Origin of the sequence: Citricoccus parietis (genome assembly GCF_042433045.1) — a bacterium.
Classification (GTDB): Bacteria; Actinomycetota; Actinomycetes; order Actinomycetales; family Micrococcaceae; genus Citricoccus; species Citricoccus parietis.
In genome coordinates this window covers 46,957-62,707 of record NZ_JBHLWH010000005.1, presented here as the reverse complement: position 1 = coordinate 62,707, position 15,751 = coordinate 46,957, and the positions used below count along the sequence as shown (strand labels likewise).

Annotated in this window: 15 protein-coding genes; 8 read left to right on the top strand and 7 right to left on the bottom strand. The window is 69.7% G+C overall.

Annotated elements, in window-relative coordinates; genetic code table 11:
- Positions 1–37 precede the first annotated feature (37 nt).
- Positions 38–1,036, top strand: a complete 999-nt coding sequence (locus ACFFIO_RS01090) for an arsenic resistance protein (RefSeq protein ID WP_378039841.1) — start codon at positions 38–40, stop codon at positions 1,034–1,036.
- A gap of 10 nt (positions 1,037–1,046) precedes the next feature.
- Here ACFFIO_RS01090 and ACFFIO_RS01085 read toward each other — a convergent pair whose 3' ends face one another.
- The 4 genes from ACFFIO_RS01085 to ACFFIO_RS01070 all read right to left on the bottom strand — a co-directional run bounded on the left by ACFFIO_RS01085 (position 1,047) and on the right by ACFFIO_RS01070 (position 4,648).
- The gene (locus ACFFIO_RS01085; RefSeq protein ID WP_378039840.1) at positions 1,047–2,060 is read right to left on the bottom strand and encodes a cation efflux transmembrane domain-containing protein; all 1,014 of its coding nucleotides are present in this window, start codon (positions 2,058–2,060) and stop codon (positions 1,047–1,049) included.
- Between the two features lie 2 nt (positions 2,061–2,062).
- Entirely contained in the window at positions 2,063–2,563 is a 501-nt protein-coding gene (locus tag ACFFIO_RS01080) for a substrate-binding periplasmic protein (RefSeq protein WP_378039839.1), read from the bottom strand.
- 67 nt (positions 2,564–2,630) lie between these two features.
- Positions 2,631–3,959, bottom strand: coding sequence for a sensor histidine kinase (locus ACFFIO_RS01075; RefSeq protein WP_378039838.1), 1,329 nt, complete (start codon positions 3,957–3,959; stop codon positions 2,631–2,633).
- 5 nt (positions 3,960–3,964) lie between these two features.
- Complete coding sequence (locus ACFFIO_RS01070; RefSeq protein ID WP_378039837.1) at positions 3,965–4,648, bottom strand: sensor domain-containing protein; 684 nt, start codon at positions 4,646–4,648, stop codon at positions 3,965–3,967.
- A 101-nt stretch (positions 4,649–4,749) separates the two neighbouring features.
- On the opposite strand from ACFFIO_RS01070, the gene ACFFIO_RS01065 reads away from it, so the two are divergent.
- Complete coding sequence (locus tag ACFFIO_RS01065) at positions 4,750–5,451, top strand: response regulator (protein WP_378039836.1); 702 nt, start codon at positions 4,750–4,752, stop codon at positions 5,449–5,451.
- An 88-nt stretch (positions 5,452–5,539) separates the two neighbouring features.
- Here the strand turns inward: ACFFIO_RS01065 and ACFFIO_RS01060 are convergent, their stop codons facing one another.
- Entirely contained in the window at positions 5,540–6,925 is a 1,386-nt protein-coding gene (locus tag ACFFIO_RS01060) for a M14 family zinc carboxypeptidase (protein WP_378039835.1), read from the bottom strand.
- 137 nt (positions 6,926–7,062) lie between these two features.
- On the opposite strand from ACFFIO_RS01060, the gene ACFFIO_RS01055 reads away from it, so the two are divergent.
- The 6 genes from ACFFIO_RS01055 to mftF all read left to right on the top strand — a co-directional run bounded on the left by ACFFIO_RS01055 (position 7,063) and on the right by mftF (position 14,280).
- Positions 7,063–8,121, top strand: a complete 1,059-nt coding sequence (locus ACFFIO_RS01055; protein WP_378039834.1) for a hypothetical protein — start codon at positions 7,063–7,065, stop codon at positions 8,119–8,121.
- A 91-nt stretch (positions 8,122–8,212) separates the two neighbouring features.
- A complete protein-coding gene (locus tag ACFFIO_RS01050; protein WP_378039833.1) occupies positions 8,213–8,491 on the top strand; it encodes a DUF4282 domain-containing protein in 279 nt (92 codons plus the stop codon).
- Positions 8,492–8,618: 127 nt separating this feature from the next.
- Positions 8,619–10,196, top strand: coding sequence for an HNH endonuclease (locus ACFFIO_RS01045; protein WP_378039832.1), 1,578 nt, complete (start codon positions 8,619–8,621; stop codon positions 10,194–10,196).
- Between the two features lie 12 nt (positions 10,197–10,208).
- Positions 10,209–11,063, top strand: coding sequence for an AraC family transcriptional regulator (locus ACFFIO_RS01040; protein WP_378039831.1), 855 nt, complete (start codon positions 10,209–10,211; stop codon positions 11,061–11,063).
- Between the two features lie 74 nt (positions 11,064–11,137).
- The gene (locus ACFFIO_RS01035) at positions 11,138–12,754 is read left to right on the top strand and encodes a GMC family oxidoreductase (protein ID WP_378039830.1); all 1,617 of its coding nucleotides are present in this window, start codon (positions 11,138–11,140) and stop codon (positions 12,752–12,754) included.
- Positions 12,751–14,280, top strand: coding sequence for a mycofactocin biosynthesis glycosyltransferase MftF (gene mftF / locus ACFFIO_RS01030; RefSeq protein ID WP_378039829.1), 1,530 nt, complete (start codon positions 12,751–12,753; stop codon positions 14,278–14,280). The genes ACFFIO_RS01035 and mftF overlap by 4 nt, the downstream gene beginning before the upstream one ends.
- Before the next feature lie 28 nt (positions 14,281–14,308).
- On the opposite strand, the gene mftE is transcribed toward mftF, so the two are convergent.
- Positions 14,309–14,995: a mycofactocin biosynthesis peptidyl-dipeptidase MftE gene (gene mftE, locus ACFFIO_RS01025; protein WP_378039828.1), complete on the bottom strand. Its 687-nt coding sequence runs from the start codon at positions 14,993–14,995 to the stop codon at positions 14,309–14,311.
- Positions 14,992–15,723 carry a mycofactocin system transcriptional regulator MftR gene (gene mftR, locus ACFFIO_RS01020; protein WP_378039827.1) on the bottom strand — a complete coding sequence of 244 codons (732 nt, stop codon included), beginning with the start codon at positions 15,721–15,723 and terminating at the stop codon, positions 14,992–14,994. The genes mftE and mftR overlap by 4 nt, the downstream gene beginning before the upstream one ends.
- Positions 15,724–15,751: the final 28 nt, after the last annotated feature.

Genomic DNA, 15,751 nt, shown 5'->3' with positions numbered 1-15,751 from the left:
CCGGGTTCTACCGCCAGATCCTGAGATGCTGGAGGACATGTGGCACCAGGCGGCGGGTCGAAGGGTGGTCACCGTTCCGTGGCTGGAACGGAACCAGGTGGTGCTGTACGTGGCCGCGCTGCTGGCCGGGGCCGGCGTCGGGCTCCTGGTCCCGGCCGTGGCCGGACCGGCGGGGCACGCGATCAATCCCGTGCTCGGTGTCCTGCTCTACTCCACGTTCCTCGCGGTCCCGTTCCGGCGGCTGGCGGGAGCCTTCCGGGACGGCCGGTTCCTGACGGCCATCCTGCTGGTGAACTTCGCGGTGGTCCCCCTCGTGGCCTTCGGACTGTCCCGTTTCGTGGCGCCGTCCCAGGTGATGGAGGTCGCGGTGCTGTTCGTGCTGCTGACCCCGTGCGTGGACTATGTCATCGTCTTCACCCGCCTGGCCGGCGGCGCCGCGGACCGTCTGCTGGCGGCCACGCCACTGCTCATGCTCGCCCAGATGGTGCTGTTGCCCGTCTACCTGCGATTGATGGTGGGGGAGAGTCTCCTGCAGACGGTCGACGTCGGCCCCTTCCTCGAGGCCTTCGTCCTCCTCATCGCCCTGCCGCTGGCCGCCGCGTGGCTCACCCAGACCGCCGCCGCCGCCCGCTGGCGTGCCGGGCGATGGCTGCGGGACGGGGCGCTCGCCGCCATGGTCCCGCTGATGATGGCGACCCTGGCCGTGGTGGTCGCGTCCCAGATCCACGGCGTCGGCGCGCACCTGGGCGGCCTGCTCGCCGTGGTCCCGGTGTTCGTGGGGTTCGCGGTGATCATGGTGGTCATCGGCCTGGCCACCGGCCGGCTGGCCAGACTGGACGCCCCGGGCCGCAGGGCGGTGGTGTTCAGCGGCGTGACCCGGAACTCGCTCGTGGTGCTGCCGCTGGTGCTCGCCCTGCCGGCCGCCTACGACCTCGCACCGCTCGTGGTGGTGACCCAGACCCTGGTGGAACTGGCGGTCATGGTGCTGCTGGTCAGGGCCCTGCCGCTGCTGGTCCGGGAGCGTCTTCGGACCTGAGACCGGAGTGTCAGCGGGCCACCTGACCGCCCTCGGACTGCTTGTCCCGCTCGACTCCACCGTGGACCTCGGCGGGCAGCTCCTCCACCAGGGCCACCACCACGTCCTCCAGCTTCCAATCCAGGTCGACGATGCCCTCGGTCAGCTCGCGCAGGCGTGAGGGAGTCTGTGCCGCGCCATCGCGGGGAACCACGAACATCTCCGTGTGGAACACGTGGCCCTCATCCCGGACCCTGGCTCCGGCATCCAGGACCCAGTCGACCGACCGGGCGTAGTCCTCCGCCTTCGCCACCAGCGGGTGCGGGTCCTCGCCGTCGATGGTCCGGGCCCGCGCGTCGGCGAGGTCCGTGATCGCGGTGACCACGTTCGTGATGCCGTCCTTGAGGATGCTGGCACCCACGAAGATCGCGGCGGCGGCGTCGAACCACCAGAGTCCTAACCCCACGCCGGCCACCCCGACGGCGGTGGCGACCCCCGTCTGCCAATCCGCCTTGTTCATGTCCGCGTCGGCGTACAGGACCTTGTCATGAAGCTGTTCGGCGATCTTGATCTTCATCCGTCCCAGGATCACGGGCCCCGGGATGGACACGATCATGACGGCGATCATGAACCAGCCCTGCCACACCGTGTGCCCGAACAGATGGAACGTGCCGATCGGGGGATGCTCGGCCGACACCAGGCCGCTGCCGGAGTCGATGATGAGGTATGCCCCCATGACCAGCAGGGCGACGGAGGCCACGAGATGCCCCACCCCCGCGGCGCTGTGGTTGCCATAGGGCCGGCTCCGCGTGGGAGGGCGGTTGATGACGCGGGCCGCCACCAGAAAGGCGAGAGGAGGGATGAAGGAGAGCATGTCCTCGATCCAGGCGGCCTTCATGGCCTGGGAACTGCCCATGACCACGATCACGAGCGTCACAGTCACCGCGAGCATTCCCAGAGTGATCCATTCCAGGCGGGTGGCTCGGCGCAGGGCTTGCTGCAGTTCGGGTGTGAGTTCGGTCCGCCCGAATCGGCGCACGGTCATGGTCACGGGGTGGTCTCCGGGTGGCGCTCGTCAAGGAATCGCTCGAGTTCCCCGAGCATCTGGTTCTCACCCAGCGGGACGGCCAGGACGAGGTTGACGGTCTTGCCGTCCGGTCCGGTGTCCTCTGCATAGGAGCGGGTGAGGGCCGCTTGGGAGGACCAGGGGGACTGGTCGGTCAGTCCTCCGGCCATCAGGTCCACGTCCCCGGTCTTAAGGGCCGTGATGAGCGACTCCTCGCCGGAGGCGGTCCATTCGATCTCCGCGTCGATCTCCTCGGCGAAGGCCTGGATGAGGTCCACTTCGCTGCCGGTGGGTTCGGCACCGGTGGCATCCACGTACGGGGGGTGGTGGACCACCCCCACGGAGAGCGTGCCACCCGAGACGTCGTCAAAGGTCCCGTCTGGGTCGGCAGGATATGACGAGGATGTGCAGCCGGTCACCGTCAGGGCCACCGCGGTGGCCACGAATCCGCTGGTCACCGCAGCTTTTCTAGAAATTCCCATGGGTCCTCCTTCTCTTGGGGTCACTGTAAGGAGAATCAGCCCCGGTGGCTAGTTCCGGCGAAGGCGTCTACAGTGGCAGCCGGGCCTTCACCGTGAAGCCGCCCTCCGGCGTCGGGCCGGCCTTGACCGTGCCACCGAGCGCGGACACGCGCTCGCGGATGCCCTTCAGACCGAGGCCGGCGCCCGGCGACGCCACGAGACCCCCGCGGGCGGGCGGTCCGTTGGCGATGCGGATCCCGATCTGGTCTCCCACGGAGACCTGCACGCGGATGGCGGCACCGGGTGCGTGCCGCAGGGCATTGCTGATGGCCTCCTGCACCACCCGGTAGGCGGTCAGGCCCGAGGCGGGAGGCACGACGGCGGACCAGTCACCGGCCGCACTCGCCGCACCGGGGACTCCAGTCCCGCCAGCCGTTGTCACCCCGCCCAGCGGGAGGAGCTCCGGGTCGATCTCCAGTTCCACCTGCGCCCCGGAGGACCGCGTGGTGACGACCAGTTGGGGGATGTCTGCGATGGTCGGCTGGGGCGTGGTGTCGGCGGCATCGTCTCCGCGCAGGATGGCGAGCAGCCCCCGCATCTCGGTCAGCGCGCGGCGGGAGGAATCCGCGATCGAGTGGAACTCGCCCCGCGTCGGCTCGTCCATGCCGGGCAGCCGATAGGGGGCGGTGGTGGCCTGCACGGAGATCACGGACATGGAATGTGCCACCACGTCATGCAACTCCTGGGCGATGCGGTTGCGCTGCTGCAGCTCTCGGCGCTTGGTCTCCTCCTCGGCGGTGAGCTGGCGTTCGTGGTCGAGTTGGCTGCGGCTGGCCAGCAGGACCTGCAGGGCGCTGCCGACGGCCAGGGCGCCACCGGCGATGGAAGCGCACACGACAGCGTTGGACAGGGTGGCGCTGGACACGGCCGCCTCGGCCGTGGCGGAGCTCTCGAGGGCGAGGCCGAGCCCGCCGACCAGGGCGCCGGCACACCAGGTGACGGCACCGATGCGCCAGGGGTGGCGCAAGGCGACCACGAGGACCAGCAGGATGAAGGCGATCAGGGTGGTGACGGGCCACGGCCATGGCCCGGACGTGGGGTCGGTCGCGAGCGTGGTGCCGAGGGCCGCGGCCGTGCCCAGCAGGATGGCCGGGATCGGCCGACGGACGGCGAGGGGCACCGCGGCCGCCTGGCCGATGGCCAGTACCATGGCGATGGCGACGTGGACGTGGTGGACCGCGGCGAGGATGGGCCAGCCCGTGGCGATCAGGACCACGGCGGCGCAGTACGTCAGGAGCCAGGTCCACCCACTGCGCGAGAAGCTGCCCCGGGCGGGTGACGGTCCAGGGGTCAGCCCGTCACCCGAGGACGGAGTGGAGGAGACTGACGAGGGAGCAGACGGCTCGGCGGCGCGCATGGTGTTCACGCTACCCGGGCGCCGGATGGCATCGGATATCCCGACGCCGGCCCGGCGCCGAGCGCAGCCGAGGTGGTCGTGGCGTCGAGCAGCGCGAGTCCGCGCATCACGGCGGGAAGGGTGAGCAGGAAGAGCACGCCGATCAGAAGGTTGAACACGGACTCGACCGCGTAGCTGGTGGCCACGGCGTCCGGGATGGCCCCGCCGGTGAGGGCCTCGAGCATGCCGGCGGCCAGGGGCGCCTCCTGTTCTCCGCGGGGAAGGTAGTGGCCCCACAACACGTAGGTGGTCCCACCGAGGGCACCTGCCGTCCAGGTCACGGAGACCACGAAGGTGAGGGTGCGTACCGGGAAGGCGATGAGGGTCTCGAAGAGCAGGTCCAGCCAGCGCCGCGGGTCGGTGAGGTAGCGGAGGGATCCGTTGATACCGGCGCCGCCACGTCGGTAGGCCGGCTGGTCGAGCCGGCCGCCCCAGAGTCGCACACGGCTGCGGGACAGTTCGGCGAATCCGGTGGCCACCAGCAGGACAATGGGCAGCAGCCAGACACCGATCCAGATGACGGCCGTGCCGAGAGCCAGCGTGAACAGGGGAACGAGCAGGACGAAGGCGAACAGGGAGATGAAGAAGCCGGGCAGGACGAAGGCGTAGTCACGGCCGAGGCGGGTCAGGACGGAAGGTGTGGTGTTCATGGTGGCGAAGCTACGGAGCCGGTCGGGCCGGGTCATCACCCAGCAGGGTGAAGGTCGGGGCTACTTGAGGGCTACGTCGGCGCGACGGATACCCTGGTCGGGTGAGCCAGAGACCAGCGGAGCCGTTCTCCGCCATACACCCGATCCGCATCCTTATCGTGGATGACCAGGCCATGGTCCGCCAGGGCTTCGGGGCCCTGCTGGACGCGCAGGAGGACATGACCGTCGTCGGGAGCGCACAGGATGGCGCTGAGGTGGTGGACCTGGTTAAGCGATCCCGGCCGGACGTGGTGCTGATGGACATCCGCATGCCGGTGGTCAATGGGCTGGATGCCACGCGTGCGGTCTTCGCGATGCCGGGGGACACCCATCCGCGGGTGATCATGCTGACCACCTTCGACGCGGACGAGTATGTCTTCGCCGCCCTGCAGGCCCGCGCCAGCGGCTTCCTGCTCAAGGACGCCACCGCCGAGGACCTCGCGAACGCCGTGCGGGTGGTCGCGGCCGGGGAGGCCCTGCTGGCGCCGTCGATCACCCAGAAGCTGATCGCGGACTATGTCAGCCGGCCGGTGGCGCGTCAGCCGGATGTGACCGTGCTGGGGGAGCTGACCGAGCGCGAACTGGAGGTCATGCGGCTCGTGGCCACCGGACGGTCCAATGCGGAGCTGGCCGGCGAGCTGTTCCTCTCGGAGCAGACCATCAAGACCCATGTCTCCCGGATCCTCGCCAAACTCGGCCTGCGGGACCGGACGCAGATCGTGGTCACCGCCTATGAGTCAGGGCTGGTCAACGTGGGGCAGTGAAGGACCGCAAGAACGGGTCCGCCCGATGCCGGCCACCCGGGTGGGTGGCCGGCATCGGGCGGCACTATCACCAGAGGACCGACTCGTCTCAGCAGTCGTCCAGCGGGGTGGCCTCCGTCAACCCGTACTCGGCGCGCTCATCGAGCAGCAGCGGGATGAGCGTCTTGCCGGGCTGCGCCATGGTGACGAAGGCGCCCTCGGCGTTCTCCTCCCACGCGATCTCGTGCAGTTCCAGGGTGGACCCCACCTCAGCCAGCTGCGCCTCGGTCAGCTGATATCCGCACATGGGGTGGGGCTCCGCGCCGTCACTGGTGGTCGGGAGCATGTTGTCCTGGCCGCTGAAGTAGACGACGCCGGCCTGGTTGGCACCGGCCTGGGTGGCACGTTCGGCGGCCTGGACCGACTGGCGGGCGAGCCTGGTCCGGTTCTCCGAGATCATGGCCAGCGAGCCGACGGCGCTCGAGTACTGCACGTCCACGGCACGGCGGTTCGCCAACAGGGGATCGTTCTCCTCCTCCGGGGTCACCGGGCCCTGCGCCGCTTCCGTCAGCTGCCCGGTGATGTGCTTCAGGCCCGTGTAGTTGCGCAGGATCCTGGCCTGGTGGTCACCGGCCACCTGCTGGAACGGCTCACCGTCCTTGACCAGCAGGCCGTAGATTCCGCTGGTCATGCCATTGGCCTCGATCTGTGCCCCCGTGTAGTTGTTCACCATCCGCTCAGACAGATCATGGATGGTGGAGTCCACGTTCCGGTTCCGCGGCCACAGGATCAGGGCCTGCGTGTCATAGAACTCGCGCGGGCCGAACTCATGGAGGTCGTTGAGCACGTCTGGGTTCCAGTCCCGCATGACCGTGGCCAGAGCCTGGGCCTCCGGGGTGGCCAAGGCCAGGAAGTCCCGGTTGATGTCCACATCGTCGGCATTCTCCCGGGTGTCGGCCTCCCAGCCGTCCGGGTTGATGAAGGTGAAGCCCACCGTGGTCTTGTTCAGCAGCCGCTTCCACGCGGGATCCTTGGTGGTGCTCAGGTCACGGGCCAGCTGGAGACACCCCTCGCGCCCGGAGGGCTCATCGCCGTGGATCGAACAGTTGAACAGGATCATGGAGCCGTCCGCGACCTCCTCCTGCGATTCCGGTGCGGGGGAGCCGACCGTGACGAAGTTCAGGGGCCGGCCCTCCACCGACTCGCCCACCTGCTGCAGGGCGACGCGCTCGCTGCCCGCATCGAGTTCCTCCAGGAAGGCCTGCGCCTCCTCGACCGTGGTCCAGTTCGCCCCGTTGCTGGCCTCGAACGGTGTCTGCAGGTCTCGTGATGGAGCCTCGGTCAACGACCGCTCCAGGGCCTGCGTGTCCGCCGTGTCAGCTCTTGCTGCTGTTTCGCTCGTGTCCGGTGCGGCAGCCGTCGGGCCGGCCACCAGTGCCGTGCCGGCCAGGGCCAGCACGCAGCCTACAGCGGTCAGTCTTTTCTTGTGTCCCATGGGAAATGCCCTCCTCCTTGGTTGAGGCTGGGCCCGGTCGGACGTCCTCGTCCACGGGCTCTGCCTCTTGAACCCGGCCAGTAGATGTGACGCGTTCAGGGAACGTCAAGGTTTAGTCTGTGGTCAGGAGGCAGACCATGACCACGTTGTTCCTCATCCACGGGCGGGGCCAGCACACCGCTCCGGGCATCCCGCCTGGTCAGGTCGCAGAGCATGCGGACGCCATTCGCCGCCGGTGGCTGCAGGCCCTGAACACCGGACTGCACGACGCCGGCCGGCCACCGGTCCCGAACGCCGCCCCGGTCCTGTTCCCGTTCTACGGCAATGCCTTCCGCGACGCGGTCGCCGAACGCGAGGGCTCCGGCCCGGGGCCGGACCTCGCCCGCTGGAGTACCGGCGAGCCGTTGCCCGCCGACGTGCAGGCGGTCTGCGAGGTCAAAGCCGGCTTGGTCCATGACGTCACCGAACACTTGCGGTTCGACCCGGACTCTGCATCCCTTCAATCCGAGTCCCTTCACACCGAGTCCCTTCACCCCGCGGCCGGTGAGCCGACCGCCCGAGGTGTCCCGGCCGGCGTCGGGCGTCCGTGGTGGGAACTGGACGAGCTTCTCAGGGTGCCGTGGCTGCGAGCGGCGCTGCAGTTCCTGGCCGAGAGGGCGGGGGTCTCCGCTCGGGTGATCGAGGAGTACTTCACGGACGTGGCCTACTATCTGGGTTGCGCCGAGGTACGTCAGACCGTGCTGGCGATTGTGGAGCGGGCGCTCGCCGATGTCCCGATGGGGGAACCCGTGGTGGTGGTCGGGCACAGTCTGGGCAGCGTGGTCGCCTACGATGCGCTGACCCGGGGTGCGCAGGGACGAACGATCGCCCTGGTGGCGACCACCGGGAGTCCGCTGGGGCTGCCGGTGGTGCAGAGGCATCTGCTCGGGGGAGCCGGGGATGGGCCGGTGCCGGTGCCCGCGGTGGTCCCGGCACGGTCTGGGGCCTGGGTGAACGGCTATGACGTGCGCGATGTGGTGGCGATCCTGAACCCGCTGGCCCCGCGCCTGGAGCAGGCCGTGATGGGGCAGATCCGGGACCTGCGGGTCAGCACCGGTGAAGAGCCGCATGCGGTGCACCTGATGCACGTGATCTTCCTGATCCGCCGTGGTGCACCCGGTCCGATGCAGGAGGTCCGAGATGGTTGTCTCCCATGATTCGCGGCCGGCAACTGGTCGGCAGGATCCCACCAGCCACTTCAGCCCGTATCGCCACCCGGAGCACTCCCCGCCAGAGCCGCATGGGCCCGTGTCCCTCTTCCGGGCCCTCTTCGAACTGAACGGGGACCAGCGGATGTCGATGGGCCTGGCCCGCGCCATCTACGCCGTGGTGGTGGGCATCGTGGTGACCTGGGTGGCCGTGGTGGTCATCGGGTTCAGCCAGGGGACCACGCTGGGGATCCTGGCCCTGCTGCTCGGCTGGATACCCGCCGTAATCTGGATCGCGTGTGCCCGGATCGTCCTCGAGTTCTCCACCGCCATGGACACCCTGATCGGGCGGCCCTCCGACGGCCGTGCCGCGCACTAGGACCGGCTCCTTCAGTGCTCTTCAGGGTGTTCGTCGTCCGGCGCTGCGGCAGGCCGTGAAGAAGGAGATATTCACGGGTTCGCGGTGGAGGCCTTATCGTGTCCATGCCCTTTTATAGGGTCGGAACATGAAAGATCCCCAGCGCTTCTCGTCGGCTCTCGGCTTCGCCGACACGGCGGCCGGTGCTGTGCGGGGACCCGTCAGAGGCACCGCCTGCGAGCCACTTCAAGAGGTGGCTGGGGCTCTCCCCGACTTGTTGGAGGGTTCCGAACAGCTCACCGCCCTCCGGGAGACCCTCGCGGGGATGGCTTTTGCTGGAACCGAGGTCGAGGCCATAGACCGGATTCGGGTCCTGGAGTCCCTCAAAGCAACATGCGCGGCGCTGCAGGCCCGCGAGGCGGTGGCCTTGGACGGACTGCGCCGGACCCGGGAATCGGCAGAAGGAGTGCCGGTCGATCAACAGGGTCGTGGAGTCGGCGGCGAGGTGGCATTGGCCCGCCGGGATCCGGCACAACGGGGCGGACGCCACATCGGCCTCGCCCGTGCCCTCTGCCATGAGATGCCGAATACCCTCCGCGCCCTGACGGACGGTGGGATCTCCGAGGAGCACGCCACGGCCATGGCACGCGAGACGGCGTGGCTGCCGGTGGAACACCGCCGGACCGTGGACGCGCTGATGTCCTGCCGCCTGGGTCCCATCGGCGTGAAGAAGCTGGCCGCTGAGGCCAGGGCCCATGCCCAGCGGCTGGACCAGGAGTCCGCCGTCGCCCACTTGGAGCGGTGCACGGCCGAACGCCGGGTCTCCGTCCGTCCGGCCACCGGCGGCATGGCCTACCTGACGGCCTTGCTGCCGATGCCCCAGGCCGTGGCGGTGTACGCGAACCTCCACCGGGACGCCAGCACCGCCGTGGGGGTGGGCGATGCGGAGGGGCGGACGCGGGACCAGATCATGGCCGACCTCCTGGTGGAACGCGCCACCGGGCAGTCCTCGGCGCCGGCGATCCCCACGGAGATCCACCTCGTGATGACGGACGCCTCATTGCTGGATGGAGATCCCACCTCCGGCTGGTTGCCCGGCCAGGGGCCGATCCCAGCGGAGCAGGCCCGGCAGATGGTGACTGACCCTGAAACCGAGGTCTTCCTCCGTCGGCTTTTCACGGCACCGGAATCCGGGCAATTGGTGGCCATGGACTCGACGGCCCGAGTGTTCCCGCCGCTACTGCGCAGGATGCTCGTCCTGCGGGACGACGTCTGCCGCACCCCGTGGTGTGAGGCACCCATCCGGCACGCCGACCATGTGAAGCCGCACAGCGAGGGAGGCCTGACGAGCTTCAACAATGGCTCGGGGCTGTGCGCGCGGTGCAACTACACCAAGGAGAACGCCGGTTGGCGTCACGAGGCCACCCCTGACGGACTGGACGTCATCACCCCCACCGGCCACCGCTACGAGAACCGGACATCGCCCTTCCTCAGCCGAATGTATCGATCTCGTCATGAGAGACCAGTGCACTCGAGTGTCCCCGAGACGCATGCCGCTGCCGTCATGTCCGGCTGGAACACCGCGAGGACACTGGCGCGACTCTCCATGGCGGCCGCCCTGGCCGGGCCTGACCATCGGCTGGAACTCCGTGGGGTCGGCTCCAACCCAACCGGGCACGATTTCTCGGGTAGGAGGCTGCGGTTCCTCCCTACAGTTGAGCTGTGAAGGGAGGATGCCATGCAGCACTGGAACCGCGCCATCGGTGACATCGAAGCGGATCTGACGGCCGACGTCGACGTCCAGGCACTGGCCACGACTGCCCTGACCTCGGAGTATCACTTCCGCCGGATGTTCTCGACCCTTGCCGGCATGCCGCTGTCCGAGTATGTCCGACGCCGGCGTCTCACCGCGGCCACCGCCGAGATCCTGGATGGCTCCACGGTGCTGGATGTGGCCGTGCGCTATGGCTACGGCTCTGCCGAGGCGTTCAACCGGGCCTTCAAGTCACTGCACGGCATGACACCGAGCCAGGCACGCCGTCCCGGCGCCGTCCTCCATTCTCAACCGCAACTCAGATTCCATCTGACCGTCGAAGGGACCACAGACGTGAAGCACCGCATCATCGATAAAGCCGCCTTCAGCCTGGTGGGAGTCAGTACCCGCGTCCCGCTCATCCATGAGGGGGAGAACGCCGCCATCGCCGACTTCGAACGCTCTATAGACCCCACCGTCCGGACACAGCTGGCCGAGCTCTCGGACCAGGAACCGGCCGGCAGCGTCGCCGTCACCGTCAACATCGACGAGCCGCGCGCCGAGGGCAGCTGGCTGGATTATTGGCGCGCGGTCGCCACCACGCGCCCGACGCCGGCCGGCCTGGAATCGCTCGACGTTCCAGCGGGGCTGTGGGTCGTCTTCCAAGCGGAAGGCGACTTCCCTGAGGCACTGCAACAGCTCTGGGCCGATGCGGCGACTGAGTGGTTCCCGGCCAATCCTTACCGCTGGGCTCCGGGTCCTGAGTTGCTCTCCGTGCAACCGCATGAGGGGGGAACCAGCGGGAGCGGCCAACTGTGGATTCCCATCGAGAGGGCCTGATGATGGCGGTGACCACCTGAGTCTCTGCCACGTCGAGTCGGCCGCGCCTCTCCCGTGACTACGATGAACGCACTATGACATCACGTCCCGTCGACTCTCGCGCTGGATCCCCTGACCCACCCGATGCGGTACGCGGACTGACCGCCGAGGTCATCGTGGTCGGTGCCGGTGCGGCCGGATGTTCGATGGCTGCCACGCTCGCTGAGGATCCAGACCTGCGGGTCCTGGTCGTGGAAGCCGGCCCGTGGAACCGCAACCCCCTGGTGGCCGTGCCGAAGGGCTTTGTGCGGACCATGTTCGACCCGCGGATCAGCCTCGAGTATCCGGCGCTCCCGGCACGGGAACCGGGTCCCGTGGACGTGTGGCGGCGGGGCCGAGGCGTCGGCGGCTCCACGCTCATCAACGGCACCATGTACCTGCGCGGCGAATCCCACCTCTACGGCGGCCTGGCGGAACGCCTCGGCCCGGACTGGTCCTGGCCCGCCTTCGGACGGGCCTTCGATCACCTGGAAACCGTACTGCCCGTCTCCGCGCCCCCGTCTGAACCTCCGTCCGAGGTCCTGCGAGCCCTGATCGCCGGCCTCGGGGAGACCGGGGTGCCGTTCGTGCCGGACGTGCGCGCCGCCGTCGGGCCACGGGTGGGACGCACCCCAGCCACCATCCGAGGTGGGATGCGGCGTAGCGTCGCCACGCTGTTGCGACCCGGACTCCGTGCAGGGAACCTGAGGGTGCTCACAGGGCAGACGACCGTCCGGGTGCTGACCGCCGGTGACCGTGTTGTCGGCGTGGAGACTGTCACCGCAGAGGGCAACCGCATCCGTCACCACGCCCGGCGTCAGGTGGTGCTCACCGCGGGAACGTTGGAGACACCGCCGCTCCTGGAGCGCTCGGGCATCGGAGACCCGGACCGGTTGCGGCACCTCGGCATCGACCCCGTCGTCTCAGCGCCGCGGGTGGGTGAAGGCCTCAGGGAACAACGGGGGGCCACCGTCAAGGCCCGGATCCGCCCCGGACTGGGCCTCAACGGCCGGCTCGGGACCACCCGAGGCCTGCTCGGTGCCGCCGCCCAATACCTCGCGACCCGGTCGGGGCCGCTCGCTTCCGGTCCCTACGAACTCGCCGCCTCCGTGGACTCGACCGGCGGGAACCGGCCGGATCTGCAATTGCTGCTCACCGACATCTCCACGGACGGCACGGGCCTGGCCCCGGCGGACCACGCCGGACTGATGATCCAGGCCTATGCCCTCAGCCCGTACTCCACCGGATCGGTCCACGCGGCGAGCACCGACCCCCACCGGCCCCCGCACGTCCGTGCACCCCTGCTCGAGGATCCCCGCGACCGGGCGGCGGCCGCCCGTGCCCTGAAGACAGCCCGCGCCGTGCTCGCCGCACCGGCGCTCTCGGGAGTGGTCATCGACGAGGACCTGCCGGGCGTCAGTGTTGCCGACGGTGATGACGAGGCTGCCGCCGCCTTCGTCCGCTCCTCCGGCGGTGGCATCTACCACGCCGTGGGGACCTGCGCGGCCGGCGGAGTGGACGCCGTCGTGGACGAGCATCTACGGGTGCGCGGCATCGACGGCCTGCACGTGGCCGACCTCTCTGCCCTGCCCACACATCTCTCCGGAGGGACGGCCGCGGTGGCCATGGCACTGGGGCACCTGGCCGGGACCCGGATCCGGGAGAGTCGATGACGGCCATCGAACGGACCCAGGGCTCCTACACCCGCCGAAGCGGTGAACTGGTGTTCGGCGGGTCGCCGTGGGGGCTGGCCCGGCTGTCCGCCCCAGCCCGTCCCTTCGCCAGGAGGGTCCTGAGCCGCGGCGCCGGGGCCGTCGAGCCGGTCAATGACGTGGAACGAGCGACCGCACGACTGCTCGTGGACCGCGGTCTGGCCCTGCCCGTCCACCCACCCCGCCGGCCCGGTCCGGACGAGGTGGACGTGATCGTGCCGGTCCACGGTTCGGTCGTGCCCCTGGCGCGTCTCCTCCCGGCCGTGCAGGGCCATCGGGTGACCGTGGTGGATGATGCCTCGAGCGCCGCCGACGCCCGGGACATCGCACGGGTCTGTGCAGCCCACGGTGTGCGCCTGGTGGTCCTGCCCGAGAACGTCGGACCCGGCGGCGCCCGCAACGCCGGACTGGCCGCGTCCCACGATTCAGCCGAGGGACCGGCCGATTTCGCCGCGTTCCTGGACGCGGACACCGTGCCCACCGAGGACTGGTTGGACGTCCTGTTTCCTCACTTCGACGACCCGGCGGTGGCCGTTGCCGCTCCCCGGGTCCGGGGCTCCGTGACCGGCGCCGGCGCGGGCACCGTCCTGGAACGGTTCGAGTCCCGGCGCGGCGGACTCGACCTCGGGCCCCAGGCGCGGCGCGTCGCCCCCGGTGGCCAGATCGGCTACGTCCCCTCCGCTGCCCTGCTCGTGCGTCGCGCTGCCCTGCCGCATCCGGCCTTCGAACCCGGGCTGCGGGTGGGGGAGGACGTCGACCTCATCTGGCGCCTCGTCGCCGCCGGCCACACCGTCCGGTATGTGCCGGCCGCCGAGGTCCATCACGGAGTCCGCTCTGGGCTGGCGGAGTGGTCCCAGCGCCATGCGGCCTATGGAACCTCTGCCGTCCCCCTCGAGGACCGGCACCCCGGCCGGCTCGCCCCAGCGACCTGGGGGTGGCCCGGCCTGGCGGTGCTCGCTGGAAGCCTGGTGGCTGCCGGTGGCAGGGATGCGGTGCGCGGGATGGGCCTGGCGGTCGTCGCGGGTGGTGTGGCGGTCCAACTCGGCGCGGGTGTGCGGCGCTTCCACCGTCAGGGTCTGCCCGTGTCCGGCGGCGCCGAGGTCGCCGTGCTCGGACTGCGGTCCGAGATCACTGCTGTCGGCAACGCCCTGCGCCGCGAGTGGTGGCCACTCGGGGCGCTGGCCCTCGCGGTGTCCACGGTGTCCGCGGCACCGGCGAGGCGGGCGCGGCGGGTGGCGCGCGCCGTCGTCGTGCTGGCACTGGTTCCCACAGTGCCGGACACCGCGCGGGCTGCCCGGCACTGGGTTCAGGGCCGCCTCGGCCATGACGGCCCAGCGCACGACGCCGGCACAGCCCTCGATCCCGCCCGGCACCTTGCCCTGCGACTCGTCGCGGACGCGGCCTACGGTACCGGCGTGCTCCGTGCCGCGGTGCGGTTCCGGCGGTGGGCGGTGCTGCGGCCGCGGCTGCGCCAACGCACGGCATAAGTTCTGCCGTCTCTGCCGTCTCTGCCGTCTATTCCGTGAGACCGTCGAACGCTGCGATGGCCCGGTCGCGGAGCCGGGCGAACAGCTCCGCTCCCTCGGTGGCGCTGGCTCCGGTTGGATCGCCGAGCACGCCGTTCGGGCTGACGCCGCGCACCCCGTGCGCCTTCATCTCGGCGAGGAGCTCTCGCACGGGAGCGGTGTTGCCGGGCTCCGCGTGATCCAGCCGCACCCGCTCCGGGGCCAGGTGCAGCATCAGCGAGGTCTCGGTCCGGCCGGCATGGGCATCCATGCCCGGCAGGCCGAGGTGGTGGGGGAGGAGTGTCCGTCCTTCGGCCGTGCACAGTTCGGCGGCGGACCGGAGGGCATCCACGTTGCCGCCATGTCCGTTCACCACCATGACCGCTGAGAGCGTCGGGGTGGAGCTACGGACCACCTCGACGATGAGCTGACGCAGGGCGTCACTGCCGATGGACAGTGTGCCGGGGAAGTCGGCATGTTCCCCGCTGGCACCGATCGGGAGGGTCGGGGCGAGGGCGGCACGAGGCCTGGCGTCTGCCACGGCGGCGGCCACCGCGGTGGCGGTGACGGCATCCGTGTCCAGGGGAAGGTGCGGACCGTGCTGCTCCAGCGCCCCGACCGGGAGCACGAGCACTGGGGCCGCGCCACCGAAGGTCTGCGGGCGGATGTCCGGCCAGGTGGCGTCAGTGAGTCTCATCGGTGTTCTCCTCCTGCATTTCTTGGATTTCCTGGATTTCCCGGATTGGCGCGGTGTTCGTGGTTCTCCTGTGGTCCTGCCCCCCGGGACTCCAATCGCGTCGACAGCTGTGCGGCGACGCCCTGCTCCAGCCGGTCCAGGTCCACGATCGCGGCGAAGGCGGTGTCGATGAAGGTCGAGAGGTCGGTGTCGGGCGAGGGGATCCACTGCCGATAGGCGGCGACGGCCGCGCTCAAGGCGACCTCACCGACCAGCTCGGGGAAGAAGGAGGTGGGTTCCAGGTCGAGTCGCCGAGCCGTGAACTCCGCGATGACTCGCCGCCAGTCCAGGAATTTCACCAGGGAGCGGGCGATCAACTCGGGCTCCGTGAGGATGAGTCCGAGCCGGGCTCGGTGCTGGTCGACGGCCTCCGGTGGGACGCGGTTGAACTCCACCACGGCATGGCGCACGGCGGCCATCAGAGGGATGTCATCCGGCACGAGGGCCAGTTCTCCGCGTAACCGTTCCACCTCCCGGGCGAAGTCTCCCCAGGGCAGGTCCGCCTTCGTCGGGAAGTAGCGGAAGAAGGTCCGGCGGGACACTCCCGCCTCATCGGCGATCCGCTGGACCGAGACGTTCTCATACCCGTGGCGGGTGAAGAGCTCCACGCCGATCTCGGCCAGCACGTCGTGCGTGGTGGCACGGGGACGGCCCAGGGTCCGGTCAGAGGTCTCGTGGTTCTCGGTCATGGCCCCTCCTCTCACCTCTAGGAAGATT